Below are 25,872 nucleotides of genomic sequence, written 5' to 3'. Positions count from 1 at the left end.
CTTGTGTGACGCGGGTTGTAGCGATTTTTCGATGGCAAAACGTGCCGGCTGGATTGGCATCCTGAGCCACGGTGAAGAGGTGAGACAGAGGTGGGTCGCAACCGCCTCCCGCTGAATCTCTCCCCCGCCCTCTCCCTGAAGGGAGAGGGCGGGGGAGAGGGGAGGCCCGAGCGCAGGATGCTCCCGGTCGGGGGCTTACAGCGTACCGAGCAGCTTGCGCGCCGCCTGGGTGTGGTCGGCGATCAGGCGCTTGAGGTCGAGGCCTTCGACTTCGCCGTCGATGACCCGCCAGGCGCCGCCGATCATGATCCGGTCGGCCTTGTCGGCACCGCACAGCAGCAGGGCCGAGAGCGGGTCGTGGCTGCCGGAGAAGCGCAGTTCGTCGAGCTTGAACAGGGCCAGGTCCGCCTGCTTGCCCACGGCCAGCTCGCCGATGTCGCTGCGGCCGATGAGCTTCGCTGAACCCTTCGTGGCCCAGCCCAGCGCGCGTTCCGGGGTGATCTGCTCGGCGCCGTAGCGCAGGCGTTGGATGTACAGCGCCTGGCGCGCTTCGAGGATCATGTTGGAGGCGTCGTTGGAGGCCGAACCATCCACGCCGATGCCCACCGGCGCGCCGGCGGCTTCCAGCGCCACGGTCGGGCAGATGCCCGAGGCGAGCCGCATGTTCGAGCTCGGGCAGTGGCAGACGCCGGTGCCGGCTTCGCCCAGGCGGCGGATTTCCTCGTCGTTGAAGTGGATGCCATGGGCCAGCCAGGTGCGCGGGCCGAGCCAGCCGACGCTGTCCAGGTAGTCCACGGTGCGCTGGCCGAAGCGCTGCAGGCAGAAGTCTTCCTCGTCGAGGGTTTCGGCGAGGTGGGTGTGCAGGCGCACGTCCTCGCGCTCGGCCAGTTCGGCGCTGGCGCGCATGATTTCTGGGGTGACCGAGAACGGTGAGCAGGGCGCCAGGGCGATCTGAACCTGGGCGCCTTCGCCGCGCTGGTGGTATTCGCGGATCAGGCGCTGGCTGTCTTCGAGGATGTCCTCGGCGCTCTGTACGGTCTGTTGCGGCGGCAGGCCGCCGTCGGCTTCGCCCAGGCTCATGGAGCCACGGGTGAGCATGGCGCGCATGCCCAGTTCCTGGACCACGCCGGCCTGCACGTCGATGGCCTGCTCCAGGCCGTCGGGGAACAGGTAGTGGTGGTCGGCGGCGGTGGTGCAGCCCGACAGCAGCAGTTCTGCCAGGGCGACCTTGGTGGCCACCCCGAGCTGCTCGGGAGTCAGGCGCGCCCACACCGGGTAGAGGGTCTTCAGCCAGGGGAACAACGGCTGGTTCACCACCGGCGCCCAGGCGCGTGTGAGGGTCTGGTAGAAGTGGTGATGGGTGTTGATCAGGCCGGGCGTCAGCACGTGCTGGCTGGCATCGAAGGTCTGCTGAACGGGAGCCGAGGGTTGCTGGCCGGCAGCGACCAGTTCGACGATGCGACCGTCTTGGACGACGATGCCGCCACGGGCGTCGAGGTCGTTGGCGGTGAAGATGGCCAGCGGGTTGCGCAGCCAGAGACGCGGGGAAGACATGGGTGAGTTCTCCAAACGGACGGAGCCGTTCGTAGCGAGCCGGCTCCATGGGGTCATGGGAAGCCAGCTCAGTGTTCACCCTGTCTGCTGATCCAGGTCCGCTGACCCGAGAGTCAGACGTGGGCGCATGGTAACGCCCACGGCGCGAGCCGTCACCAGACGATCGTCGTTCCCTGGTAGTCCAGGTAGAACTGCCCGCCGCGACCGGCGTGGCCTTCGACCTGATCGGCGAGGCCTTGCGCGCTGGTCTGCACGTCCAGCGGCGCGGACTCGCCGCCCATGTCGGTGCGCACCCAGCCCGGATGGAGGTTGAGCACGGTGATGCCGGTTCCGTCCAGTCCGGCGACGAAGCTGCGGGTCAGCGAATTGAGCGCCGCCTTACTCGCGCGATACAGCGCCATGCCGCCGGATTGGTTGCCGGCGACGCTGCCCAGCTCGGAAGTCATGAAGGCCAGTACGCCGTTGTCGGCATTCAGGCGCGGAAGCAGGCGCTCAGCCAGGCGCAGGGGGGCGACGGCGTTGATCATGAACAACTGGCCGACATCGCCGAGGCTGGCGTCGATGGTCGACTGGTGCGGCGGGCCGTAGATGCCGGCGTTGATGAAGACGAGGTCGAAGCTGGCGCCGGCCAAGGCTTCGGCGAGGCGGTCCTGGGACTGCGCATCGTCGAGCAGCAGGGACTCGACGCGCACCGGCAGAGCGGCCAGCTCACCGGCGTTGGCAGCGTCGCGCACGGTGGCGGTGACGTCCCAGCCGCGCGCCAGCATTTCACGCACCAGGCCCAGGCCGAGGCCGCGCGAGGCGCCGATGATCAGGGCGGATTTGGCAGTGCTCATGGCGTTCTCCGGTGCCGTTGAAAAGTCCTCAGCATACGCGCTCAGTTCTCCGCGCGCAGGCGGTCCAGGCGCAAGCGATCACGCTCGTCGGTGAGCCGCCAGGCTGACAGCCAGACCGCACCGAGGGCCGTGGCGAAGCCGGCGCCTGCGAGCAGGAACATCAGCAGAATCTGGTAGCGCGCGGCGTCCAGCGGGTCCATGCCGGCAAGTATCTGGCCGGTCATGATCCCCGGCAGGGTGATGATCCCGGCGGCGGCCATCTGGTTCAGCGTCGGGATCATCCCGGTGTACAGCGCGTGGCGCAGCACACCGCCCAGCGCCGTGTAACGGTCGGCGCCCAGCGCCAGGCGCGCTTCGATGGCGGCGCGCTCGCGGGTGACGCTGGCAAAGACCTGGTTGAGCGCCAGGCTCGCGGCGTTCATCGCGGTGCCGAGGATGATGCCCACCAGCGGGATGGCATGGCGTGCGTCGTACCAGGGTTGCGGACGCAGGCTGCTGGCCAGGGCGAACAGGGCGATACCTAGGGTGGCGACGCCCACCGTGCCGCCGCCGATGCCCAGATGCCAGAAGCCGGCGAGGCGCCGCCGCTGCCGCGAGCCGACCTCGAAGGTGGCAGCGGTGAGCATGCCCGCCACGACCAGGGCGGTCAGCCAGGGCGAGGACAGGGCGAACACCTGGCGCAGGAACAATCCCACCAGCACAAGCTGCACCACCAGGCGCACGGCAGAGACCAGCAGCGTGCGTTGCAGGCCCAGGCGCAGCGCCCAGGAAAGCGCGGCGGCGACGACGATCAGCAGGGCGGCGACGGCCAGTTCAGGAAGACTCAGCTGGATCGGCGTCATTGGGCGACCTCGCGTAGGCCCTGGCTGTCCAGCTGTAGCCGCGCATCCGCCAGGCGCCGAGCCTGTTCGGGATCGTGGCTCACCAGCAAAAGACCCGTGCCTTGCGCCTGCAGGCGCTTGAGCAGTTGTTCGACGCCGTCGCGGCTGGCTGGATCGAGCGCCGCCGTCGGTTCGTCCAGGAGCAGAAAGCGAGGGTTCTGTACGACTGCCCGGAGCAATGCCAGGCGCTGGCGTTCGCCGGTGGAGAGTTGCAGGACCTGGGCGTGCAGAAGCGCCGGGTCGAGGTTCACCTGTGGCAGCAACGGGCGCGCGGCATCGAGGTCGGTGAAGTGCGCGGCGACGTCGTCCTCCCACCAGCCGGACTCGGCTGCCAGGTAGGTCACCAGGCGCCGCCAGCTGGAGGCTGGCACGCTTTCGCGGCTGATCCCGGCAAGGCTGACGCGGCCCTGGTTCGGGTCGAGGTCGGCGAGCATGCGCAGCAGAAGGCTCTTGCCGATGCCCGAGGGCCCGCTGAGCACTGTGCAGCAGCCGGGAGGCAGGTCGAGATCGAAGGGGCCGCTGTGAGCGCCGCGCAGCTCGCGGGCCTGTAGCGGGCCTTGAGGAATCTGCTTCATGGACAGGTTTCAACGCAGAAGATGATGGCGAGCATAACGTAGGCGCACAACCGTTCGCGGTTATACGCCGACACTTCTCTGCCTGGTGGCGAACCGTCTATCGCCTGAAGCGACAAGGCCCGGCATCTGCCGGGCCTTGTGGATAAAAAGCCCCGCAGAGTGTGCGGCGGGGCCTGGGCAAGCAGCCCAATCAGTCGGTGGTGATCTTCGAGTGCTTCTGGGTGTCCTTCATGGTCACGTACACCAGCAGCGAGCAGGCGATGCACGCGGTGACGTACCAGTAGAAGCCGCTCTCCATGCCGATGCTCTTGAACCACAGCGCCACGTACTCGGCGGTGCCGCCGAAGATGGACACGGTCAGCGCGTACGGCAGGCCTACGCCCAGGGCGCGGATCTCGGTGGGGAACAGCTCGGCCTTCACCACGGCGTTGATCGAGGTGTAGCCGCTGACGATGATCAGCGCGGCCATGATCAGGAAGAACGCGCCCCACCAGGTATCGATGGTGTGCAGGGTGCTGAGGATCGGGTAGGTGAAGATCGTGCCCAGCACGCCGAAGGCGATCAGGATCGGGCGACGGCCGATCTTGTCCGACAGCGCGCCGACCAGGGGTTGCAGCAGCATGAACAGGAACAGCGTGGCCGCTGAAATCATGGTGGAGTCGTTCTTGCTCATCCCCACCGTGTTCACCAGGTACTTCTGCATGTAGGTGGTGTAGGTGTAGAAGGCCAGTGTGCCGCCCATGGTCAGGCCGACCACGGTCAGGACTTCCTTGGGATGGCGCATCAGCGAGCGCATCAGGCTTTCCTTGGGCTCTTCCTTCTTGGTGGTGAAGGACTCGGTCTCTTCCATGCCGCGACGCAGGAACATGGCGACGACCGCGCACAGCGCGCCAATGAAGAACGGCACACGCCAGCCCCAGCTTTCCAGCTGCTCGGTGGTCAGGGTCTGCTGCAGCACGATCAGCACCGCCAGGGCGATGAGCTGGCCGGAGATCAGGGTCACGTACTGGAAGCTGGAGAAGAAGCCGCGTTGCTCCTTGTTGGCCATCTCACTCAGGTAGGTAGCGGAAGTGCCGTATTCGCCGCCGACCGACAGGCCCTGCAGCAGGCGCGCGAGCACCAGCAGGATGGGGGCGCCGACGCCGATGGCTTCATAGCTGGGGGTCAGGGCGATGATCAGTGAGCCGAAGCACATCAGCAGGACCGAGGCCAGCAGCGCCGCCTTGCGGCCCTTGCGGTCGGCATAGATACCCATCAGCCAGCCGCCGATCGGGCGCATCAGGAAGCCCACGGCGAAGATTGCGGCGGTGTTCAGCAACTGGGCGGTCATGTCGCCCTGGGGAAAGAACGCCTTGGCGAAGTACAGCGAGAAGGCGGCGTAGACGTACCAGTCGTACCACTCGACCAGGTTGCCGACCGAACCACTGAAAATCGACTTGATGCGCTGGGAAGTCGTGCGGGGTGCGGCAGAAGCGGAGACGGCGCTTGCGCTATCCATGGGTATTCCTCTTGTCGTTGTTGTCGTCAGGCGTACGGACTGCGGAACAGCACGCCGGCGCGCCGCGAGGGCGGCGCAGTGTCGAGGCGATAGCAGGCAACGTGCCAAGGCTCGAAAGCCACGTGGCAGAAGGGTTTTAGCCATTTTGAGAGAGACGCCGGCAGGCGAAGCGGCGCCGATTGTGGTGGGTGTTGAGCGGAAATCCGCCGATTGCTGGGCTGCCTGTAGGAACGAGGGGGGCGCCTAGCTCTTGCTCGCGAACGAATTTCCCGGTTGCACCGGCGTTGGGCGGTTCGCGAGCAAGCTCGCTCCTACAAAAGGCGCCTCGGCGTGGCTTGTGCCCGCACGGTCTACCGCTGGCGGAAGAGATCTCCCGGCGTAAACCCGAACAACCCCTTGAACGACGCGATGTATGCCGAGGTCGAGTCATACCCGCAATCCAGCGCCGCCGCCGTCACGCTGTCGCCGGCCTCGAGTGAACCGAGGGAGGCGAGCAGGCGCTGGCGCTGGCGCCACAGGCGGAAGGTCATGCCGGTCTCGCGCTGGAACAGCCGCGACAAGGTCTTCTCCGAGGTGCCGATGCGCTGCGCCCAGTCGCCCAGGGTATGGCTGTCGGTAGGGTGGTCGATCAGTGTCTGGCACAACTGCAGCAGCCGGCCCTCCTGCGGCATCGGCAGGGAGAAGGCGACCTCCGGCAGATCGCGCAGTTGGTCCAGCAGCACTTCCACCAGCCGTGATTCGGCGCTGTCGCCCTGTGGATAATCCACCGGCATCTCGCAGAAGCTCTTGATCAGCTCGCGCGCCAGCGGCGTCACCTCCAGCACCCGGCAGCGGTCGGGCGCCCATCGGCAGGCGTCGTCGCGGATGTACAGGCTGCGCATTTCCGCCTGAGTCGAGGTCACCACTTCATGGTCGAGGAAGGCTGGAATCCAGATCGCCCGCTGCGGTGGTGCGAAGAAGCTGCCTTCGGCCGTGTGTACACCCAGCACCCCGGTGATGGCGTAGGACAGCTGCACCCAGGCGTGATGGTGCTTGCTGGTCCACGAACCCGCGCGCAACCGCTCGGCGCGCGCATAGACCGGTCGCGGCAGGCGATCGAGCACCGGGATAAGGCGTTGCAGTTCGGGAGCTTGTACTTTCATCGCTATAACTTTGGAAAGTATCGCTGGAGAATCAGAGTCTGGCAGGCTGCTCCGTCTGCCTCAAGCCGGATCAGAGCTGTTGCCGACCCGAACGGCGGCGTTCGAGCCATGAAGCAGGCATCCGACAGACCGACCGCCGGGCGGTCCGAGGCACTTTGGCAGGTGTGGTGAAGGCCCTTGTCTGGCATCATCCGCGCCCGGAAAAACGCGTGGTGTGTTCCGACGGCTGTTGTGTAGATTTCCCACAAGATAGTTGTATACAGAATCTGCGTTGATTCGTTTCAACACAAAGAGGTCATGTATCCAATCTTCTGGTCGGCGATCGCCATTGCGGTGCCTCCTGTTGGGGCCGATGCCCTCCAATCAGGCGAAGTTGTCCTGTGAGTCAGGAAATGGCCCGTCCCGTGCACCTGCGTCTTCCCTGCCAAAGGAGCGGACCTGAAGGGGTTCGTCATAAAAGTGGAACATCTGGTCAGGATTGGCGCCAATCTTGCTTTTCCTCGCCAGGCCTGACCGACCGGACAGGTTCCACCGACAATTAAAAAACGCAACACGACTGCACTGATTAGGAGCAACGCATGACTCGCACTCTCGCATCCCTGCTGCTCGCCGGCGGGCTGCTCGCGGCCGGGCAGGCCATGGCTGGCGGTGAAGACCTGACACCGGCGCCGGCTTCCAACGACGGCCCGCTGATCTGGCACAACGAAAGCCTGACCTACCTGTGGGGCAAGAACTTCAAGGTAGACCCGCCGATCCAGCAGACCTTCACCTTCGAGAGCGCGAGCGCCTGGACCTGGGGCGACATCTGGTTCTTCGTCGACCAGATCAACTACAACGGCAAGGAAAGCGCCACCAACGGCAAGAACACCTACTACGGTGAGTTCAGCCCGCGCCTGTCGTTCGGCAAGATCACCGGCACCGATCTGTCCTTCGGCCCGGTCAAGGACGTGCTGCTGGCGACCACCTACGAATTCGGCGAAGGCGACGTCGAGTCCTACCTGGTCGGTCCGGGCTTCGACCTGGCGCTGCCGGGCTTCGATTACTTCCAGCTGAACTTCTACTACCGCAAGCCCGACGGCAACCGCGTGCCGTCCGGCGCCTGGCAGATCACTCCGGCCTGGGCCATGACTTTCCCGGTGGGTAATTCCGACATTCTGTTCGATGGCTTCATGGACTGGGTCGTCAACAACAAGGACGCCAGCTCCAGCCACCGCAACCAGTCGGACTACCACGCCAACCTGCACTTCAACCCGCAGCTGAAGTACGACCTGGGCAAGTCCCTGGGCTACGAAGCCAAGCACCTGTATGTGGGTATCGAGTACGACTACTGGTCCGACAAGTACGGCATCAAGGATTCGCAGTACTTCACCACCGACCAGAACACCGTCAGCGCGCTGGTCAAGTACCACTTCTGATGTTCCCGACGACCCCGCCGCCTGGCGGGGTTGTTCTTTCCCGCGGTCTTCGCCTGATTCGCTTCCCTCTGTTTTTCCCGCAAGACTTTCAGAAATGGCTGACACTTGACCCGGTCCCCGGCCAATTGGTCTCGCGGGAGCGAGGCACTAGCGTTGCATCTCTTTAGCTTCACCAAGGAGATGTGAGCCATGAAGAAACTGTTGATCGCGGCCGTCGTCGCGAGTATTTGCACCCCGGTGCTGGCGGCGGAGCCCGGCGCGATCCAGCCGCTGGAGAGCTACCGGCACAAGCAGGGCTTCTACCAGAGCACCGAGATGCGCCCGATTCTCAAGCCCGCCGTGGCTGAAACGGGCACCAATACCGATGCTGCCGCTGTGGGTGGTGGCGCTGCTGCCGCTGCCGTTCCGGCCGCTGGCGCATCGTTGGGCCTGGCCACGCCGCTGGTGGGTTCGCTCACCGTCGGCGCAGCCGTGGGTATCGGTGCTGCGGTGGTTGCCGTTGGCGCGGCCGTTGGCAACCATGGCGGTGGTGGTCACCACAGCACTTCCGGCACCACCGGCACCACTCGCTGACGTTGACGCCCGGCCGGCGCCGGGACGTTACCGCCGATGGCAGGAACCGGCCTCCGTGAGGGAGCCGGTTCCTGCCATTTTTCACGCATCGCGCTTGAATCCCGCTACCCGCCTGGGTTATCCATGCAGCGCCCCCGCTCAATGCACGGACATCCCGCATGACCCTCCAGGTACCCGCCCATACCGCGCCCCACGGCGAAAAGCCCGCCGGCCGCATTCGCCAGAAGAACGAGGAAGCCATCCTCGCCGCCGCCGAGGAGGAGTTCGCCCGCCACGGCTTCAAGGGCACCAGCATGAACACCATCGCCCAGCGCGTCGGCCTGCCCAAGGCCAACCTGCATTACTACTTCAGCAACAAGCTGGGGCTGTATGTGGCGGTGCTGAGCAACATCCTCGAGCTGTGGGACAGCACCTTCAACCACCTGACCGTGGACGATGATCCGGCCGTTGCGCTGGCCACCTACATTCGCGCCAAGATGGAATTCTCCCGCCGTTACCCGCGGGCCTCCCGGGTGTTCGCCATGGAGATTATCAGTGGCGGCGAATGCCTGTCCGAGCACTTCAGCCAGGATTACCGCGCCTGGTTCGCCGGCCGCGCCGCGGTGTTTCAGGCCTGGATCGACGCCGGCAAGATGGACGCGGTGGACCCGGTGAACCTGATCTTCCTGATCTGGAGCAGCACCCAGCACTACGCCGACTTCGCCACCCAGATCGGCTTCGTCACCGGCCGCAAGCGAATGTCCAGGCAGGACTTCAGCGATGCCAGCGACAACCTGATCCGCATCATCCTCAAGGGTTGCGGGCTGACGCCGCCGCCAGCCTCGGCATGAGTTTCACCCTCGCCGGCCCCGCGGTTTACCACGAAGACATCCGCAAGAGCCGCTTCCACTGCGTCGCCGCACCCATTGCCAGCGAGGCCGAGGCCCAGGCCTTCCTCGCCGCCCACCGGGACCCCAGCGCCGGGCACAACTGCTGGGCCTGGAAGCTGGGCAACCAGTACCGCTTCAGCGACGACGGCGAGCCCGGCGGCACCGCCGGCCGGCCTATGCTGGTCGCCATCGAGGGGCAGGACATGGACCGCGTGGTGGTTGTGGTCAGTCGCTGGTTCGGTGGCATCAAGCTCGGCACCGGCGGCCTGGCCCGCGCCTATGGCGGCTGCGCGGCGAAGTGCCTGCAGGACGCCGAACGCATCGAACTGGTGCCCAGCCGCCGCCTGGCATTCGACTGCAGCTTCGCCGAGCACGCGCTGTTCAAGGTGCGAGTGCTGGCGCTCGGCGCCAGCGTCGAAGACGAAGCCTTTGGCGCGCAAGGCGTGCGCATGACGCTGAACCTGCCGACCACCCAGGTCGAGCCGCTACAGAAGCTGCTGGGCGACCTCAGCCGTGGTCGCGTGCGGGCGCAGTTGCTGGACGCCTGATTCTTCTCCCCAAACACCGTGGAACCGCCTGTGGATAACCTGTGGCAGGACCTCTGCTGCCCACGTACTTCGCAGTCTTCAGCGCTTCGCTTATTTTTTGATCAATTGCTGTCAGGCCTGTTGAGCAAAATATGAACAAGCTGTGGAAAAGGTGTGGGTGAAACTCCCCCTGAATGTCGTCAGACGCCACTTCTGACCACTCGGTGAATTATTCATTGGATTGATGCAGGGCTTGCAGGGCCTGGGCTCGGGCTTGTTGACGGATTCGCGGGCGGCGTCCGGAGGGGTGGGGGCAACTCTCTGGACAATCTGTGGGCAACTTGTGGGCAAGGTGTCTCGCTGGCGAGACACCTCGTGCGCTGATCGGTCGTCATCACCCGCCAGGCATAGCGAAAAGCCCGCCGCTTCGCTTGGAAAATCTGTGGGTAACTCTGGGGAAAAGGCGCCGGCACGAGGCCGGCGCCAGAGCCGCCGTTCAAAGGCGGAACTGCGCCATCTGCCGTGCCAGGTCATCGGCCAGGTTGCGCAGCTCGCGGCACTGTTCTCGGCCGTGCTGCACTTCGCGGGTAGTGGCGTGGGCGAGGTCGGCGATGCCCTGCACGTTGCGGTTGATCTCCTCGGTCACCGCCGACTGTTCCTCGGTGGCCGTGGCAACCTGGTGGTTGATGTCGCTGATGCGCTCCACCTGGTCGGCGATGGCGCCCAGAGAGGCACCGGCCTGTTCGCTGGCGGCCAGGCTCTGCCCGGTGGTCTGCTGGCTGGACTGCATCGAGCGCACCGCGGCCTCCGCGCCGCCCTTCAGGCGCTGGATGATGGTGAGGATTTCGTCGGTTGAGCCCTGTGTGCGGCTCGCCAGCGTGCGGACCTCATCGGCCACCACGGCGAAGCCACGGCCCAGTTCCCCCGCGCGCGCCGCCTCGATGGCGGCGTTGAGGGCGAGCAGGTTGGTCTGCTCGGACACGCCACGGATCACCGCCAGCACCTGGTCGATGCTCGCCACCTGCCCCGCCAGCTCGCCCACGGCGCTAGCCGCTTCGCCGATCTCCCCGGACATGCGCTGGCCGACTTGCAGCGAGCCGCCGACCACGCGCCGTGCTTCGCCGGCTTCCTCACGCGCCTGCTGCGAGGCGCTGGCGGCCTGCTCGGCGTTGCGGGCGATTTCCTGCACCGTGCTGCCCATTTCGTTCACCGCCGTGGCGACCATGTCGGTCATCTCCTGCTGGCGGCCGGCGCGGTCGGCGGTGTTGTCCACCACCTGCGCCACTTCGCTGACAGTGCGCAGCAGTTGCTGGCTGGTGCCGAGTACGGCGCTGATCAGCGCGCGCTGGCCTTCGAGGAAGCGGTTAAAGCCACGGGCCAGGTCGCCCAGTTCGTCCGCGCGGCTGTCGTCCAGTCGGCGGGTGAGATCACCGCCGCCTCCGCCGATTTCCAGCAACGCGCGGGTGACCTGGCGGATCGGCCGGGCCAGGCTGCGCGCCATCAGCACCACCAGCGCCAGGCAGAGCAGGGCGACCAGGGCTCCGGCGAGGCCGGAGAAGGCCAGCGCCTCGCGGGCGTCGGCGTAGATTTCCGCTTCCGGTACTTCGCTCACCAGGGTCCAGCCCAGGTCATGCAGCGGCAGGCTGGCGGCCAGGTAGTCCTCGCCGTCGCGCTCGAAGCGGGCGCTGTGGAAGCCCTGCTGGCCGAGCAGCGCGCCAGCGGCGCTGGCGCCGATCAGGTCGCCGAGGCTGCGTCCCTTGGGCAGCGAGACGTCGGGATGGATCTGCACCTGGCCGTCGTTCTTCACCAGGTACACGCGCCCGGACTGGCCGAAGCGGAAGTCACGGATCAGCGTCGACAGTTCGCGCATCTCCAGGCCCAGCCCGGCGATGCCCAGCAGCTTGCCGTCACGCTCCACGCGCTGGTCGATGAACAGCGCCAGTTCGCCGGTGCTGCCGTCGGTGTCGATGTTCCACATGCGTGGTTTGCCGCTGTCGATGAACTGGAAGTACCAACTGTCCTTCGGCTCGCTGCGGCTCAGCGTGCGCTCCATGCCCTTGTCGCTGTAGTAGGCGCCGCTGGCGTTGGAGGTGATCAGCGCCGAGAAGGCCTTCTGCGACGCGCGGATGCCGCCCAGGTAGCGAGTGAATTCGGCCAGTTTCTCCGGGCTTTCGCCCGCGGCCAGCCAGTCCTGCACCAGGGTGTTGTCGGCGATGCCAGCTGCTGCGGTGATGGGGCCGGTTAGGCGTTTTTCGAAGTCGTTGGCGATCGCCCGGATGCTTGCCGGAAGCGCCTGGTCGAGCAGGTAGCGCTCACTGAGGCGGTTGACCAGCACGGCGTAGAGACCGAGAACGATGAGAAGGCTGATGAGCAGGGCGGCGCCCATGCTGAGGATGAGCTGGGTCTGGATACTTCGCAGGCGCATTTTCTTGTTGTCCTCCGAACGCACAACGAAACGCCCGCCAGTGGCGGGCGAAGAGACGGGGTCGTTGAGTGTATCGGCGGCAGCGGGGAAAACTGTTGTCCCACTGGTCAGGTTTTTGCGTCTTCTGATTCGTCGCTGCGCGCGCCCGGACTACAAAGCGCTGCCCATTCCACGCCTTCGCGCATCTTCCGGGCAGGAGCGTCCTGGTGATAGCGGGCGATGACCTGGGCGGCTACCGAGATGGCCACTTCCAGCGGGCGCTTGCCGGGGACTTCGGAGAGACCGATGGGACAATGCATCTGACCGATCACCTCCTGTGGATAACCATGCTGTTCCAGCCGCATCTGGAAGCGCCGGGCCTTGGTGCGCGAGCCGATCATGCCGAGGAAGCCGGCGTCGCCGCGCTTGAGCACCGCCTCGGCGATGGCGTAATCCAACGGGTGATTGTGGGTCATGACCAGGAAGTAGCTGCCCGGCGGTGCCTCGTGTACGGCGTCTTCCGGCTCTTCCAGCAGGCGCATGCGTACGCCCTCGGGAAGGGCCTGGGGAAACTCTGCCGCCCGACTGTCCACCCATTCCAGGCGCAGTGGCAGCCCCGCCAGCAGCGGTGCGAGGGCGCGGCCCACATGGCCGGCACCGAACAGCACGACCTGCGGCCCGCGCGCGGCGAAGCATTCGAACAGCAGGCTGGCGCGCCCGCCGCAGCATTGGCCCAGTCGTGCGCCGAGGGGGAAGTGTTCCAGTGCCTGGCTGTTCTTGCCGGCCAGCAGCAGCTGGCGCGCGTGCTCGATGGCGGCGAATTCCAGATGGCCGCCGCCGATGGTGTCGAAGGTTTCCCCGGCGGTGACCAGCATCTTGCTGCCGGACTCGCGGGGCGTGGAGCCCTGCACGCCGATCACAGTGATCAGCACGTAGGGCTCGGCGCTGTCGCGCAGGCGGGCGATGGCTTCCATCCAGTGGCGGGTCATGCTGGGTTCTCCTGGCGCATCGCCTCACAGGCCCAGAGTACCCGCTCCGGCGTCGCCGGCGTATCGAGGTCGGGGCTCAGGCGATAATCCGCGAGGCTGGCGATGGCGTCGCGCAGCGCCGACCACACCGAGATCGCCAGCATGAACGGCGGCTCGCCCACGGCCTTGGACAGGTACACGCTGTCTTCCTCGTTGGGCCGCTCGAACAGTGTCACGCGGAAGTCTTCCGGTACGTCGCTCACCGCCGGGATCTTGTAGGTCGCCGGCCCCACGGTGAGCAGCTTGCCGGTGTCGTCCCAACGCAGCTCCTCAGTGGTCAGCCAGCCCATGCCCTGGACGAAGCCACCCTCGATCTGGCCGATGTCGATGGCTGGGTTCACGCTGCGGCCGACGTCGTGGAGGATGTCCACCCGCCGCACACGGTATTCGCCGGTCAGCGTGTCCACTTCCACCTCGGACACCGCCGCGCCATAGGCGAAGTAGAAGAACGGGTGGCCCTGGCTCTTCTCGCGGTCGTAGAAGATCTTTGGCGTGCGGTAGAAACCGGTGGCGGAGAGCTGGATGCGCGCGAAGTAGGCCGCCTGGATGACTTCGGTAAAGCTCAGGAACTGCGCGCCGACGGTGACGCCGCCGTGCTCGAAGCGTATCTCCTGCAGCTTCACCCCGTCGCGTTCGGCGAGGAAGTCGATCAGGCGCTTCTTCAGCGTGCGGGCGGCATCGCGGGCGGCCATGCCGTTCAGGTCGGTGCCGCTGGAGGCGGCGGTGGGCGAGGTGTTGGGTACCTTGTCGGTGCGCGTGGCGGTGATTACTACGCGCTCCAGCGGCAGCTGGAATTCCTCGGCGACGATCTGCGCGACCTTGGTGTTCAGGCCCTGGCCCATCTCGGTGCCGCCGTGGTTCAGCTGGATGCTGCCGTCGGTGTAGAGGTGGACCAGCGCGCCCGCCTGGTTGAGGTGCTGCGCGGTGAAGGAGATGCCGAACTTCACCGGCGTCAGCGCCAGGCCTTTCTTCAACACCGGGCTCCGCGCATTGAATTCATGGATCGCCAAGCGGCGCGCGGCGTAGTCGCTGCTCTGTTCCAGCCGCACGATCAGTTCACCCAGCAGGTTGTGCTCGACCTTCTGGTGGTAGGGCGTCAACTCCCGGCCCATTCCCCCGTAGAGATTGAGCTTGCGCACTTCGAGCGGGTCCTTGCCGACCGCGCGGGCGATGTCGTCTATCGCGCGCTCGATGATCATCATTCCCTGCGGCCCGCCGAAGCCGCGAAAGGCGGTGTGCGAGACGATGTTGGTGAAGCTGCGGTAGCCGGAGATAGTGACGTCGGGGATGAAGTAAGCGTTGTCGGCATGGAACATCGCGCGGTCGACGATGGCGTCGGAGAGGTCCGGCGAATGGCCGCAATCACCCACAACCTCAAGCTGCGCGGCGAGCAGCCGGCCGTCGTCGTCGAAGCCGATGCGGTAGCGGTTGTGGAAGGGATGGCGCTTGCCGGTCAGGCGCATGTCGTCGGCGCGGGGCAGGCGCAGCTTCACCGCGCGGCCGGTCTTGCGTGCCAGCAGCGCGGCGAGGCAGGCGAAAGGCGCGGCCTGGGTCTCCTTGCCGCCGAAGCCGCCGCCCATGCGCCGCACTTCCACCGTGACCTTGGCCAGCGGGATCGCCAGCACTTCGGCGACCAGTTTCTGCACTTCGCTCGGGTGCTGGCTGGAGGTGTGCACCAGCATGCCGCCGTCGTCGCCGGGCAGTGCGAGCGAGGCCTGGCCTTCGAGGTAGAAATGCTCCTGGCCGCCGATGAACTGGCGGGCTTCCAGCACCTGGGGAGCGCTCTCCAGCGCTGCTTGCGCATCGCCCCGGCGCATGTGGTGCGGCGGGCGCACGAAGCGTTCTTCGGCCTTGGCCTGCAGAGGGTCGATCAGCGGGTCTTCCTTCGCGTATTCGACTTTCGCCAGACGCACCGCGCGGCGCGCCTGGAGCAGGGTTTGCGCGGCTACTGCGAACAGCGCCTGGCCGTGGTATTTCACCCGCTCGCCGGCCAGCAGCGGGTCGCCGGGGAACACCGGGCCGATGTCGGTGTGGCCGAGCACGTCGTCCAATGTCAGAACCGCCACAACGCCAGGAGCGCTACGCACGGCGTCGAGGTCGAGGGAGAGCACCGCGCCGCAGGCGATTTCAGTCAGGCCGACGGCGGCGTGCAGCAGGTCGCGCGGTTCCTTCAGGTCGTCCACGTAGCGCGCGGCGCCGCTCACGTGCAGCGCAGCGCTGTCGTGCTCGCGGGGCTTGCCCGCGCTGTGGATGGCGACCGCGACGCCATTGCTGGCCAGCGGTGGCAGGCTACGCATGGCGCACCTCCGCGGGGCTTGGGGTCCATTCCAGTAGTGCGCGCTGCAACAGGTTCTGCGCCACCTTCAGGCGATAGGCGGCGCTGGCGCGCAGGTCGTCGATGGGCTGGAAATCTTCCGGGATCGCGGCTTGGGCGGCGGCCACGGCTGCGGCGTCGAAAGGCCGGCCGCGCAGGGCTGTTTCGGTCTTTGCGCCGCGCAAGGGGGTAGCCGCCATGCCGCCGCAGGCAAGGCGCGCGTCAGTGACGATGCCGGCATCGTCGAAGTCCAGACGCAGGGCCAGGCAGACGGCGGAAATATCGTCGTCGCGGCGCTTGGAAATCTTGTCGACGCGGAACCGCTGGTTACCGCGCAGGCGCGGAATCAGCAGCGCTTCGATGTACTCGCCGGGTTGCAGCAATGTCTGGCGGTAGCCGGTGAAAAAGCTGTCGATGGCCACTTCGCGCACGGCTCCCGCCTTGCGCAGGCGTAGCCGGGCATCCAGCGCCAGCAGCACCGGCGGCATATCGCCAATGGGCGAGGCGTTGGCGATATTGCCGCCCAGGCTGCCGCGCTGGCGAATCTGCAGCGAGCCCAAGCGTTCGAGCAGGGCGGCGACGCCGGGGAATTCCTGCAGCGCTTCGAGGCAGTCGGTGTAGGTCCGCGCTGCGCCGATCAGCAGATGTTCGGAATGGAATTCCAGGCGCTGCAGTTCGCTCACCCGGTCGAGGTGGATCAGCGCGGGAAAGGCCTTCAGGTTCTGCGTGGCTTCCAGCGCCAGGTCGGTGCCGCCGGCGATCAGCCGTGCCTGCGGATGACTTTGCAGCAGGGCGTCCAGTTCCTCCAGCGAGGCAGGTAGCCAAGCCTGTGCCTCGCCGTCGTGAAGCGCGCCGGCTGTGGGTATCTCCTGAAGACGGGCTACGGTCAGGGCGGTGTCCTGCTCGAAGCGGTCGTGGCAGGGCTGCCCGGCGATCTGTGTGGCAGCGTCGAGGATCGGCCGGTAGCCGGTGCAACGACAGAGGTTGCCAGAGAGCGCGGTCAGTGCCGTCTCGCGGTCGTGCGGCAGCGGCGAGTGGCGCCAGGCGAACAACGACATGACGATGCCCGGCGTGCAGAAACCGCACTGCGAACCGTGGCAGTCCACCATCGCCTGCTGCACCGGGTGCAGTGCGCCGGGCTCGCCAAGATGCTCCACGGTCAGCACCTGGCGCCCGTGAACCGCACCCAGCAGCGTGATGCAGGCGTTCACCGCGCGGTAGCGCAGCGCTTCGCCCTCGGGCTCCGCGAGTACCACGGTGCAGGCCCCGCAGTCGCCGGAGGCGCAGCCCTCCTTGGTGCCGGTGCGTGCGCGGTGGATGCGCAGGTAGTCGAGCAGGCTGGTTTCCGGAGCGAAGCCGTCGGCCTGGACCGTTTCGTCGCCGAGTAGGAACTGGATCATCGGGAGTCCTCGTCGTCATGCGTGCGGCCGTGCCGCTTCGCGAAGGCTGTCCGTAAACATCGAGAGCCGCGTGGCGAAGGGCTCTCTGGCACTAGCATAGGCTTGTGGGCAGGCTTGACCAGTGAGGCAGGAATCCACCGCTCTCGACAATCTTCGAAGCGCCGTACGTCGCGAGTGGCGTTGTCCTCGCGACGCTTTCGGGCGAAGGTGATTTGATCGGTGCGTCAGAGGATGGCTGAAAACCCACGGGCCAGACACCTCTTGCGACGCGTCCTGGCGTAGGAGGACGGGATTCGCCTGATAGGAAACTTCTTCCTTTTATAGTTCTCTCCATAGAGAGACTCAATTTCCGTGATGCCCTAAATCAATGGGCATTCATTGTCATCAGGCGATAATCTTGCCCCTGTCGAATTTCAACCGATCGACCACTCGATTAAACGACAAACTCTCATTGAGGAATTGCCTAATGTCCCTGATCAACACCCCCGTTCAACCGTTCAAGGTCAACGCTTTCCATAACGGCAAGTTCATCGAAGTCACCGAAGAATCCCTCAAGGGCAAGTGGTCCGTTCTGATCTTCATGCCGGCAGCCTTCACCTTCAACTGCCCGACCGAGATCGAAGACGCCGCCAACAACTACGCCGAGTTCCAGAAGGCCGGTACCGAGGTCTACATCGTGACCACCGATACCCACTTCTCCCACAAGGTGTGGCACGAAACTTCCCCGGCCGTTGGCAAAGCCCAGTTCCCGCTGATCGGCGACCCGACCCACCAGCTGACCAACGCCTTCGGCGTACACATTCCGGAAGAAGGCCTGGCTCTGCGCGGCACCTTCGTGATCAACCCGGAAGGCATCATCAAGACCGTCGAAATCCACTCCAACGAGATCGCTCGTGACGTCGGCGAAACCCTGCGCAAGCTGAAAGCTGCCCAGTACACCGCCGCTCACCCGGGCGAAGTCTGCCCGGCCAAGTGGAAAGAAGGCGAGAAGACCCTGGCTCCCTCCCTGGACCTGGTCGGCAAGATCTAAAAACGGCCGGGAAGCTGTTGCGCAGCGCTCATGCTGCGTTGAAATCAGGCGCGGGCTTTGTCTTTACAACTTGTAAACTCCGCGCCCACGCCTGATTTCGCCTTGCCTGAGCGCTTGCTCACGACGCTTCCCAATCCGTTTTACGCAGTACCCCCGAGGATGCCTACCGGCATCCTCCCTACCAAAGCCAAAAGCGTGCGTAGGGTGGGCTGAAAAGCCTGCCGGGGAACCCCTTTGCTCAAATTCCGAGGATTTGAATCATGTTGGACGCCACTCTTAAAACCCAGTTGAAGGCCTACCTGGAAAAGGTCCAGCAGCCGTTCGAGATCGTCGCGTCCCTCGATGACAGCGACAAATCCCGCGAGATGAGCGAGCTGCTGCACGAAATCGTCGGCCTCACCGACAAGATCACCCTGCGTGAAGACGGTAGCGATGCTCGCAAGCCCTCCTTCGCGCTGAATCGCCCGGGGGCGAACATCGGCCTGGCTTTCGCCGGCATCCCCATGGGCCACGAATTCACCTCTCTGGTGCTGGCGCTGCTGCAGGTCGGCGGCCACCCGTCCAAGCTCGAAGCCGAAGTGATCGAGCAGATCAAGGGCATCCAGGGTTCGTTCGAGTTCGAAACCTACTTCTCGCTGTCCTGCCAGAACTGCCCGGACGTGGTCCAGGCGCTGAACCTGATGGCCGTGCTCAACCCGAACATCCGCCACGTCGCCATCGACGGCGCGCTGTTCCAGGAAGAAGTCGAGCGCCGCCAGGTGATGGCTGTCCCGAGCATCTACCTCAACGGTGAAGTGTTCGGCCAGGGCCGCATGGGCGTGGAAGAAATCCTCGCCAAGATCGACACTGGCGCCGCTGCCCGCGAAGCCGAGAAGCTGTCTGCGAAAGAAGAGTTCGACGTACTGGTCGTCGGCGGTGGCCCGGCTGGCGCTGCGGCGGCCATCTACGCCGCTCGCAAGGGCATCCGCACCGGCGTTGCAGCCGAGCGCTTCGGCGGCCAGGTGCTGGACACCATGGCGATCGAGAACTTCATCTCGGTGACCGAGACCGAAGGCCCGAAACTGGCCCGCCAGTTGGAGGAGCACGTCAAGCACTACGACGTCGACATCATGAACCTGCAGCGCGCCAGCGCCCTGATTCCGGCGAAGACCCCCGGCGGCCTGCACGAAGTGCAGTTCGAGGGCGGCGGCAGCCTGAAGGCCAAGTCGCTGATCCTGGCCACCGGCGCCCGCTGGCGTGAAATGGGAGTGCCGGGCGAGAAGGAATACAAGGCCAAGGGCGTTTGCTTCTGCCCGCACTGCGACGGCCCGCTGTTCAAGGGCAAGCGCGTGGCGGTGATCGGCGGCGGCAACTCCGGCGTCGAAGCGGCCATCGACCTGGCCGGCATCGTGTCCCACGTGACCTTGCTGGAGTTCGACAGCAAGCTGCGCGCCGATGCTGTGCTGCAACGCAAGCTGTTCAGCCTGCCGAACGTGGACGTGATCACCAGCGCGCTGACCAGTGAAGTGAAAGGCGATGGCCAGAAGGTCACCGGCCTGGTCTACAAGGACCGCAACTCGGAAGAGTTCAAGTCCATCGACCTGGAAGGCATCTTCGTGCAGATCGGCCTGCTGCCCAACAGCGAATGGCTCAAGGGCACCATCGAGCTGACCCCGCGTGGCGAGATCATCGTCGATGCTCGCGGCGAGACTTCGCTGCCGGGCATCTTCGCCGCCGGTGACGTGACCACTGTTCCGTACAAGCAGATCGTGATTGCGGTCGGCGAAGGCGCCAAGGCGTCGCTCTCCGCCTTCGATCACCTGATCCGCTCCTCCGCGCCAGCCTGATGACCTCGCGCTAGAGAAAGAAACGCCCGGTTCACGCGAGTGAACCGGGCGTTTTCTTTGGTGCGGGAAAAGCGTTCGCGAGCAAGCTCGCTCCTACAAAGAGCGATTGCTCGGATTCCCTGTAGGAGCGAGCTTGCTCGCGAACATCGTCGCTCCGAATCTTCAGAGAATCGGCGACACCAGCCGCGCCACGCGCATCCCCAGTTGCTGCAGGCGATGCACACGCTTGCGGTCGTCCAGGGTCATCTCCACCGACTGCGCAAAATCCTCTTCCAGCATGTCCTCCACGTCGCGGGCGAAGCCTTCGTCGACGGTGATCACCATGATCTCGAAGTTCAGGCGGAAGGAGCGGTTGTCCAGGTTGGCGCTGCCCACGGCGGCACTGTCATGGTCGATCAGCACTACCTTCTGATGCAGGAACCCCGGCTGGTAGCGGAACACCCGCACGCCGGCGCGCACGGCTTCCAGCGCGTAGAGGCTGGAAGCGGCGTAGACCGTCTTGTGGTCAGGCCGCGAGGGCAACAGGATGCGCACGTCCACGCCGCGCAGCACTGCCAGGCGCAGGGCAGCGGCAACGGCTTCGTCCGGGACGAAATACGGCGTGGTAATCCACACTCGCTCCACCGCTGCGTTGATCGATTCGACGAAGAACAGCGAGCAGGTTTCCTGGGTGTCCGCCGGGCCGCTGGGCACCACCTGGCAGAGCATCCCGGCGTCGTCATAGCCGTCGGGCAGGATCAGCGTCGGCAGCGTATGGGTGGCCCAGAACCAGTCCTCGGCGAAGCACTCCTGCAGGCACGCTACCGCCGGACCGTGCAGTTCGATGTGGGTGTCGCGCCAAGGTGCCAGCGGCGGCTTCTCGCCCAGGTATTCGACGCCGACGTTGTGCCCGCCGACGAAACCGCGCACGCCGTCGACCACCACGATCTTGCGGTGGTTGCGGAAGTTCACCTGGAAGCGGTTGATCATCCCGCTGCCGGTGCTGAAGGCGTGCACCTGCACGCCGCCCTGGCGCAGGCGTTCGATGTAGCGTCTCGACAGCGCATGGCTGCCGATGCCGTCATACAGCAGGAACACGTCGACACCGTTGGCCGCGCGCTCCAGCAGCAGTTGAGCGAGGCGCTGGCCGAGGGCGTCGTCGCGGATGATGAAGAACTGCACGAGGATGACTTTCTTCGCGCTGGAGATGGCCTCGAAGATCGCGTCGAAGGAGGCCTTGCCGTTCACCAGTAGGCGCACCTTGTTGTTGGCCAGCGTCGGCATGCGCGCCAGAGCGACCATGGCCTTGAGCGACTTGTATGCGTGGTACTGGCGGGCGGCGAGGGCTTCTTCGACCCAGGGGCGCCAGTCCAGTTCGGCGGCCGCCACGTGCATTTCCTCGTTGGCTTGCCGGCGTGCGCCAATGTAAGCGTCGAAGCGGCTACGGCCGAAAACGAGGTAGGGCACCAGCGTCAGCAGCGGCATGAACACCAGCGAGGTCGCCCAGGCGATGGCGCCCTGGGCGGTGCGCACGCTGAGCACGGCGTGGATCGCGGCGATGATCCCCAGCAACTGGATGACGACCAGGAAGTGGGCGATGTAGGTGGTGTACTGCATGGGCGCGCGATCAGTTCCTTGTGGTCGGCGGTGCGTCTGAGCCTAGTTGACTCTCGGCGGCTGCGGCCAGCGGCTGACGGGGCCGCGCCAGTGTTCGTAGGTCTTGCCCAGGCGCAGCACCTGGATGTCGGCGAAGCGCGGGCCGACGATCTGCAGGCCGATGGGCATGCCGGCGCTGGTGAAGCCGCAGTTGATTGAGAGTGCCGGTTGCTCGGACATGTTCCAGGGCACAGTGAAGCCGATGTGCTCGAAGGGCAGCGCCGGGTCGTTGGTGGGCGATGCCCATTCGGCCGGGAAGGCGGCGACCTGGTTGGTCGGCGAGAGCAGGAAGTCTAACTCGTGGAATTGCTCGGCCGCCCGTCGACGCATGTCGAATGTGCGGTTGTAGCCGCGCACCGCATCGGCGCCGCTGACCGAAGCGCCGCCTTCGGCCCACTGGTAGATGTACGGCAGTACCTTGGCCTGGCGTTCGCGCGGTAGGTTTTCCAGCTCGGCCCACAGGCGCGCGCGCCAGAACTTGTCGAGGCCGTCGAGCAGTTCGCGATCAAGGATCGGCTGTACCTCGACTATCTCCGCGCCGGCGTTGGAGAAGCGCCGCGCCACCGCCTCGACGGCAGCGCGGACTTCCTCGTCCGGTTGCAGGCCGCAGCCGGGGTCGAGTTGCAGGCCGATGCGCAAACCCTGCACGTCCAGCTCCTCGATGCGCCAGTCCAGATCCGCCGGCGGCAGCGCCGTAGCGTCGCGCCAGTCGGGGCGGGACAGGTGCTTCATCATAAGCGCCGCATCATCCAGCGTGCGGGTCATGGGCCCGGCGCAACGCCCGGTGTAGTAAGGGTCGATAGGAATACGCCCGAAGCTCGGCTTGAAGCCGACCAGGCCGCACCACCCCGCCGGCAGGCGTACCGAGCCGCCGATGTCAGTGCCGATGTGCAGCGGCCCGTAGCCGGCGGCGGCGGCCGAGGCGGCTCCGGCGCTGGAGCCGCCGGGGTTCATGCGCAGGTCCCAGGGGTTGCGCGCCAGTTCGTGGAAGCTGGAGAGCCCGGAGGAGAGCATGCCGAAGTCCGGCACCGTGGTCTTGCCCAGCAGGATCGCGCCGGCCTCGAACATCCGCGCGGCAGGCGGTGCGTCGCCGGTTGAAGGTTGCAGCAAGGTGGCGGCGCTGCCCTGGGGAATCGGGTCGCCGCGAGTGGCGATCAGCTCCTTGATGGTCACCGGCACGCCATCCAGTTCGCCGCAGGGCGCGCAGCGGATCCAGCGCGCCTCGGAGCGCCGCGCCTGCTCCATAGCCCGCTGCGGATCGAAGGCGAACAGCGCGCAGAGCTGCGGCTCCCAGCGGTCGATGTGAGCGATCAGGTGCTCCAGGTATTCGACGGGGGAAAGCTGGTGCGAGCGGTAAAGGGCCAGCAGTTCGACGGCGGACAGGTCGTGCAGCGGGGGCATGGCGGTCTCCGGCGTGGGCTATGCCTCACCCTAGCCGAATCCGCGCTGCGATGGGATAGGCGCGGACGTCACACCGCGCTCCATACTCCGGTAATCAGGAGTCGGATCAGGCGCGCTGGCGCGATTGCTGGTCGATCAGGTACTGCAGGCGATACAGATGACGGTAGCCCGATTCCCACGCGCCGTGGCCGGATTTCACGTTGATGTGCCCGGCGGAGGGCAGGATCACCGTCTCGGCGCCCCAGGCGCGGCCGAGGATCAGCGCGCGTTGCGGACTGCAGGCGGCGTCGTTGTCCGAACCCACCAGCACGGCGGGGAAAGGCAGCGTCTGTGCGGCGATGGGGGCGAAGTTGCGCAGGGCTTCGTGGCAGGTCTCGCGCTCCACATCGGCCGGGGCGACCAGCAGGGCGCCGGCGACCTGGGCGAGGGCGCGGCGGTCGGCACGGGCCGCCCAGGAGGCGACGGTGACGCAGCCGAGACTGTGGGCGATCAGTACCACGCGGCCCGGCTCGCGGCGGATTTCGCGGTCCAGTTCGGCGACCCAGTCGTTGTGCTGCGGGATGATCCAGTCCTGCTGCTGCACCCGCGCGGCGTTCGGCAGGGCGCGCTGCCAGTGGCTCTGCCAATGGGCGTCGTCGGAACCGTGCCAGCCCGGCACGATCAGGTAGCGGATGCGTTCATTGCGCATGGGGCGGCCCTCTCGAATCGTCATGAGAAGGCATTCTAGGGAGGGTTTTAATATTCGTTAAGGAATAAGAAATTCTTTGCTTATGCAGTATTTCTAGCTAACGAACAGCGATAAGGCGTTAGTCCTGCGCCCGGCGCAGCGGGCAGCAGCGTGCCAGGATACCTTCCAGGTTGAGGTCGGGCATGGCGTATGCGCGCAGCGCCCTGGCGGTCTGCTCGACGTAGTCACGGGTGGTGCCGAAGTGGCCCTGGGCGCTGTCGAGCACGTGCTGGACGATGTTGTCGGGCAGGGAACCGGCGTAGCTGGGCAGGTGGCGTTCGAGGACGAAGCCCAGGGCGCGCACGCGGCTGCCGTCGTCGAGGCGGCAGTTCAGCCATTCCGGGCGGTAGGAGGCGTAGGGCATCTCCCGTTCCCAGAGCGCGTAGAGGTTGGCGTCGAGGTTGTCGTCGGGCAGGCGGAAGGCGAAGCCGGCGCAGGAGCCGCCCCGGTCCAGGCCGAGCACCAGGCCCGGCGCTTCCGGGGTGCCGCGGTGGGTGAGGGACCACAGGTAGAGCCCGCGATGGTAGCCGTGCACCCGCGCGCGGCGAGCCTCGGCCACCGGGAATTCCGGGCGCCAGATCAGCGAGCCATAGGCGAACAGCCATACCGGGCCGGCGCCGTGTTCGCTCATGGTGATGTCGAGCGAGGCGCGCAGCTGATCGGGTGTGAAGCGTTCCGGCACCCCCAGTGTCGGTGGATAGAACGGGCCTTCCGAAGCGGGAGACGATGTCATGCGGTACCCCTCAGGTCTCCTAACTGTCATCAACTTAGTAGAACTGCGGCGGCCACGGAAGGGCCTGAAAGGCATAGGTTTATTGCCAGGGCGGGGATGACGACGAACGGCGGGTGATCTGGCAGGCGCAGGAGTCGCTGGCGCTCAGGTAGGGCGGATAACGCGTCAGCGTTATCCACCGCGGGGCCTGTGGCGCATAACCCGTTCCGGGTTATGCGCCCTACGCGATCAACCGTCATCGGCGCGAAACGCGCGAATAAAAAAAGGCCGCTCACCCCTGCCTGAGTATTGGGAGAGCGGCCTTGAAGCTCGGTACGTTGTGGAGGTCCCTTTCTACACCCGCTCTGTTTCAGGTGTCTTACAGGTGCCTCAGCGCGCGGTGATCACCGCCAGCTTGGTAATCCCCGCCTTCTCGATGGAGGCCATGGCCTTGGCCACCTGGCCGTAGTTCACGGTCTCGTCGGCCTGCAGTTGCACGCGGACTTCGGCGTCCTTGGCCTTCGCGGCCGCCAGGTTGCTCTGCAGCAGGTCCGGCTGGATCTCGTCCTTGTTGATGAACCACTTGCCGGCGCCGTCGATGCTCACCACCAGCGGGTCCTTCTGCTCCGGCGGGGCGACGGCCTCGGTCTTGGGCAGGTTGATCGGAATGGCGTTGGTCAAGAGCGGCGCGGTGACGATGAACACCACCAGCAGCACCAGCATCACGTCCACCAGCGGGGTGACGTTGATCTCGGAGAGAACTTCGTCGCTGTCCTGGGTCGAGAAGGCCATGTCAGCTCGCCTCCTTCACGCTGTTGCCGGCAGCCGGTTTGCGCGCGGCGGTGGGCAGGGTGACGACGCGGAAGGCACTCTTCTGCGCGAGGCTGTAGAAGTCGTGGGCGAAGTCGTCGAGGTCGGCCGCGGTGAGCTTCAGGCGACGGAGGAAGTAGTTGTAGACCAGCACCGCCGGCACGGCGACGGCGATACCCACGCCGGTGGCGATCAGCGCGCTGCCGATGGGGCCAGCGACGGTTTCCAGGCTGGCGGAGCCCGCCGCGCTGATGCCCTTGAGCGCTTCCATGATGCCCCACACGGTGCCGAACAGGCCGATGAAGGGCGAGGTGGAACCGATCGAGGCAAGCACTGCCAGGCCCGATTCCAGGGAGCGGCGTTCACGCTGAATCTGCTGGCGCAGGGCGCGTTCGAGGCGGTCCTGATGGTTGATCGACTGGGTGAGGTCCGGCTGGCCGTTGTCCTGTACCTGGATGGCAGCGAAACCGGCCTGGGCCACGCGGGCCCCGGCACCAGGCTTGCCGGCGGCCTGGTCACCGGCCGATTCGAGGCTGGTGGCGCTCCAGAACTGCTTCTGGAAGCGCTTGTCCTGGGACTTCTGGCGGGTGAACTGGACGCCTTTCACCAGGGCCAGCGCCCAAGTGACGACGGAGAAGCCGACCAGCAGCCAGATGACTGCGCCTTCGACGGATTCCAGGGGGTTCAGGGGCAGACTCATGGGTGTTCTCCTTCC

At 65.9% G+C, this 25,872-nt stretch carries 22 protein-coding genes and 1 pseudogene; 6 read left to right on the top strand and 17 right to left on the bottom strand.

Annotated elements, in window-relative coordinates; genetic code table 11:
- Positions 1-195 precede the first annotated feature (195 nt).
- From IB274_RS13415 to IB274_RS13390, 6 genes are all read right to left on the bottom strand, one after another.
- Positions 196-1,554 carry an 8-oxoguanine deaminase gene (locus tag IB274_RS13415; protein WP_192432430.1) on the bottom strand — a complete coding sequence of 453 codons (1,359 nt, stop codon included), beginning with the start codon at positions 1,552-1,554 and terminating at the stop codon, positions 196-198.
- A 152-nt stretch (positions 1,555-1,706) separates the two neighbouring features.
- On the bottom strand, positions 1,707-2,390 hold the full coding sequence (locus tag IB274_RS13410; RefSeq protein ID WP_192432429.1) for an SDR family oxidoreductase: 684 nt from the start codon (positions 2,388-2,390) through the stop codon (positions 1,707-1,709).
- A gap of 41 nt (positions 2,391-2,431) precedes the next feature.
- Positions 2,432-3,232, bottom strand: a complete 801-nt coding sequence (locus IB274_RS13405; RefSeq protein ID WP_192432428.1) for an ABC transporter permease — start codon at positions 3,230-3,232, stop codon at positions 2,432-2,434.
- Positions 3,229-3,846: an ATP-binding cassette domain-containing protein gene (locus IB274_RS13400; RefSeq protein WP_192432427.1), complete on the bottom strand. Its 618-nt coding sequence runs from the start codon at positions 3,844-3,846 to the stop codon at positions 3,229-3,231. The genes IB274_RS13405 and IB274_RS13400 overlap by 4 nt, the downstream gene beginning before the upstream one ends.
- 190 nt (positions 3,847-4,036) lie before the next feature.
- On the bottom strand, positions 4,037-5,344 hold the full coding sequence (locus IB274_RS13395; RefSeq protein WP_192432426.1) for an MFS transporter: 1,308 nt from the start codon (positions 5,342-5,344) through the stop codon (positions 4,037-4,039).
- 350 nt (positions 5,345-5,694) lie between these two features.
- Positions 5,695-6,486 (bottom strand): AraC family transcriptional regulator, encoded by a 792-nt coding sequence (locus IB274_RS13390; RefSeq protein WP_192432425.1) that lies wholly within the window; start codon positions 6,484-6,486, stop codon positions 5,695-5,697.
- Positions 6,487-7,064: 578 nt separating this feature from the next.
- Here IB274_RS13390 and IB274_RS13385 point away from each other — a divergent pair.
- The 4 genes from IB274_RS13385 to IB274_RS13370 all read left to right on the top strand — a co-directional run bounded on the left by IB274_RS13385 (position 7,065) and on the right by IB274_RS13370 (position 9,891).
- The gene (locus IB274_RS13385) at positions 7,065-7,901 is read left to right on the top strand and encodes an outer membrane protein OmpK (protein ID WP_192294201.1); all 837 of its coding nucleotides are present in this window, start codon (positions 7,065-7,067) and stop codon (positions 7,899-7,901) included.
- 189 nt (positions 7,902-8,090) lie between these two features.
- A complete protein-coding gene (locus tag IB274_RS13380) occupies positions 8,091-8,474 on the top strand; it encodes a hypothetical protein (protein WP_225614843.1) in 384 nt (127 codons plus the stop codon).
- Positions 8,475-8,632: 158 nt separating this feature from the next.
- Positions 8,633-9,304, top strand: coding sequence for a TetR/AcrR family transcriptional regulator (locus tag IB274_RS13375; protein ID WP_192432424.1), 672 nt, complete (start codon positions 8,633-8,635; stop codon positions 9,302-9,304).
- Positions 9,301-9,891 (top strand): IMPACT family protein, encoded by a 591-nt coding sequence (locus IB274_RS13370; protein ID WP_192432423.1) that lies wholly within the window; start codon positions 9,301-9,303, stop codon positions 9,889-9,891. The genes IB274_RS13375 and IB274_RS13370 overlap by 4 nt, the downstream gene beginning before the upstream one ends.
- 475 nt (positions 9,892-10,366) lie before the next feature.
- On the opposite strand, the gene IB274_RS30130 is transcribed toward IB274_RS13370, so the two are convergent.
- From IB274_RS30130 to xdhA, 5 genes and pseudogenes are all read right to left on the bottom strand, one after another.
- Positions 10,367-11,095 carry a methyl-accepting chemotaxis protein gene (locus IB274_RS30130; protein WP_412548425.1) on the bottom strand — a complete coding sequence of 243 codons (729 nt, stop codon included), beginning with the start codon at positions 11,093-11,095 and terminating at the stop codon, positions 10,367-10,369.
- 138 nt (positions 11,096-11,233) lie between these two features.
- Positions 11,234-12,256: pseudogene (locus IB274_RS30125) on the bottom strand (cache domain-containing protein); the annotation flags it as partial.
- Positions 12,257-12,402: 146 nt separating this feature from the next.
- Positions 12,403-13,263, bottom strand: a complete 861-nt coding sequence (gene xdhC, locus IB274_RS13360; RefSeq protein WP_192432421.1) for a xanthine dehydrogenase accessory protein XdhC — start codon at positions 13,261-13,263, stop codon at positions 12,403-12,405.
- Positions 13,260-15,599: a xanthine dehydrogenase molybdopterin binding subunit gene (gene xdhB / locus IB274_RS13355; RefSeq protein WP_192432420.1), complete on the bottom strand. Its 2,340-nt coding sequence runs from the start codon at positions 15,597-15,599 to the stop codon at positions 13,260-13,262. The genes xdhC and xdhB overlap by 4 nt, the downstream gene beginning before the upstream one ends.
- Complete coding sequence (gene xdhA, locus IB274_RS13350) at positions 15,592-17,016, bottom strand: xanthine dehydrogenase small subunit (protein WP_192432419.1); 1,425 nt, start codon at positions 17,014-17,016, stop codon at positions 15,592-15,594. The genes xdhB and xdhA overlap by 8 nt, the downstream gene beginning before the upstream one ends.
- A 466-nt stretch (positions 17,017-17,482) precedes the next feature.
- Here xdhA and ahpC point away from each other — a divergent pair, with 466 nt between their 5' ends.
- Complete coding sequence (gene ahpC, locus IB274_RS13345) at positions 17,483-18,046, top strand: alkyl hydroperoxide reductase subunit C (protein ID WP_017517843.1); 564 nt, start codon at positions 17,483-17,485, stop codon at positions 18,044-18,046.
- Positions 18,047-18,306: 260 nt separating this feature from the next.
- On the top strand, positions 18,307-19,872 hold the full coding sequence (ahpF, locus tag IB274_RS13340) for an alkyl hydroperoxide reductase subunit F (RefSeq protein WP_192432418.1): 1,566 nt from the start codon (positions 18,307-18,309) through the stop codon (positions 19,870-19,872).
- 162 nt (positions 19,873-20,034) lie between these two features.
- Here ahpF and cls read toward each other — a convergent pair whose 3' ends face one another.
- From cls to IB274_RS13310, 6 genes are all read right to left on the bottom strand, one after another.
- Positions 20,035-21,468, bottom strand: coding sequence for a cardiolipin synthase (cls, locus tag IB274_RS13335; protein ID WP_192432417.1), 1,434 nt, complete (start codon positions 21,466-21,468; stop codon positions 20,035-20,037).
- Positions 21,469-21,510: 42 nt separating this feature from the next.
- Positions 21,511-22,908: an amidase gene (locus tag IB274_RS13330; RefSeq protein WP_192432416.1), complete on the bottom strand. Its 1,398-nt coding sequence runs from the start codon at positions 22,906-22,908 to the stop codon at positions 21,511-21,513.
- A 106-nt stretch (positions 22,909-23,014) separates the two neighbouring features.
- A complete protein-coding gene (locus tag IB274_RS13325; RefSeq protein ID WP_192432415.1) occupies positions 23,015-23,596 on the bottom strand; it encodes an alpha/beta hydrolase in 582 nt (193 codons plus the stop codon).
- A 118-nt stretch (positions 23,597-23,714) separates the two neighbouring features.
- Positions 23,715-24,368: a gamma-glutamylcyclotransferase gene (locus tag IB274_RS13320; protein WP_192432414.1), complete on the bottom strand. Its 654-nt coding sequence runs from the start codon at positions 24,366-24,368 to the stop codon at positions 23,715-23,717.
- A gap of 369 nt (positions 24,369-24,737) precedes the next feature.
- Positions 24,738-25,139: an ExbD/TolR family protein gene (locus IB274_RS13315; protein ID WP_024766994.1), complete on the bottom strand. Its 402-nt coding sequence runs from the start codon at positions 25,137-25,139 to the stop codon at positions 24,738-24,740.
- A gap of 1 nt (position 25,140) precedes the next feature.
- Positions 25,141-25,857: a MotA/TolQ/ExbB proton channel family protein gene (locus IB274_RS13310; protein ID WP_192432413.1), complete on the bottom strand. Its 717-nt coding sequence runs from the start codon at positions 25,855-25,857 to the stop codon at positions 25,141-25,143.
- Positions 25,858-25,872: the final 15 nt, after the last annotated feature.

This window comes from Pseudomonas sp. PDM18 (assembly GCF_014852585.1).
Taxonomy (GTDB): Bacteria; Pseudomonadota; Gammaproteobacteria; order Pseudomonadales; family Pseudomonadaceae; genus Pseudomonas.
Note: the sequence above shows the minus strand (reverse complement) of the source record. Positions and strands in the feature narration are given on the sequence as shown.